2 protein-coding genes are annotated in these 1,233 nt (G+C 65.9%); one reads left to right on the forward strand and one right to left on the reverse strand.

From position 1 onward, the window contains the following. Positions 1 to 136: 136 nt before the first annotated feature. Entirely contained in the window at positions 137 to 703 is a 567-nt protein-coding gene (locus ACFWU9_RS36230) for a hypothetical protein (RefSeq protein WP_378844275.1), read from the reverse strand. A 214-nt stretch (positions 704 to 917) separates the two neighbouring features. Here ACFWU9_RS36230 and ACFWU9_RS36235 point away from each other — a divergent pair, with 214 nt between their 5' ends. Next, positions 918 to 1,124: a hypothetical protein gene (locus ACFWU9_RS36235; protein ID WP_378844276.1), complete on the forward strand. Its 207-nt coding sequence runs from the start codon at positions 918 to 920 to the stop codon at positions 1,122 to 1,124. Positions 1,125 to 1,233: the final 109 nt, after the last annotated feature.

Raw genomic sequence — 1,233 nt, forward strand, 5'->3', positions numbered from 1 at the left:
TCAGTGCGGTGCTCGCCGTGCTCGGCCAGGACGTTCCTTGACTCGGCCTCGGTCAGACGGCCGGGATAGGTGCACTCCCAAGGGATTACGAGCCACTCGTCAGTGAGTGCGTGATAGCCAAGGGTTGCCATCGTCATCACGCCGTCTCGGGCAGTGCGAGACCACGCCACGCCGACGCCTTGCGGTTGAGCCGCATCACGCCCTCCCGCGCGAGCAGCGCCCGCGCTCGGCCCCGGGTCAGGCACGGCATCGACCCCGCGCAGGCGCGATGCTGGCGCATCACCCGTCGCGCCCGGTCGATGGTGAGGTCCACGGTGCTGGTGCAGGTCAGCTCGGCGGGCTCGTAGGTGTCGGGATCGAGCGGGCGCTTACCGCGCTCGGCGGTGGCCTGGGCGTGCACCCGCCACTCGCCATCGGCGTCCCGTTCGACGCGGACCACGTTCAGGTTCGCCGCGAAAGGCTCGATGCCGTACCAGAGCTCCAGCAGCACCTCGAGGAGCTGTCGCTGAATCTCGGCCGCGTCCTCGGCGTACCAGATCGTCGGCTGGTCACCCTCGGGGTCCTGGAGGTGTGCGTGCTCGTCGCGGTAGAGGCGGCCGTTGGCCAGCTGGATCGCGAACGCGGGGCCGTTGACCAGCGCGTATGGAACGGGCTCGGTCTCGGTGACCGGCTGGTCGATGTGGGCGGAAATGGTGGTTCTCATCAGAGGGTTCTCCTCGGTAGTTGGTCCTAATCTGGGACCAGGCTAGACCCTTTAGGGTTCTAGTTGGTACCATTAGGTCCAACGATAGCACCGACACCCGCGACGGGAACAGAGATGAACGGCAAAAATGACGAACTCACCAGCACCGACAGCGGCCGGCCGACCTACGACATGCTGCGTGGTCACACGTGGTCCCAAATGGGATCATGGGCATATGCCGGTACACAGGGAACAGCGGAAGTTTCGCCTCGACGAGCAGCAGGGCAAGGTCTGGGACGATGCGCTGTCCGCGTCCGGGCTGTCTCAGCAAAAGGCGATGGAGACCATCGTCGAAGCACTGCGGTTCGATCTGATCGACCTGATGCAGTTGCGCGTCGACGCGACCAAGGCAGCGCGCCAAGCAGCCTCCAGCACCGAGTAGTCCGCGGTTCCGAAGCCCCCGCCAGCAGCAACCTGGCCGGTGCCAAGGGATTCATTGCTCGACTCGCCGCCCTGGTGGCCTGGTACGCGTTCGTCGTCGTCTACGCCCG

Source organism: Streptomyces sp. NPDC058653 (assembly GCF_042716895.1).
Lineage (GTDB): Bacteria > Actinomycetota > Actinomycetes > Streptomycetales > Streptomycetaceae > Streptomyces.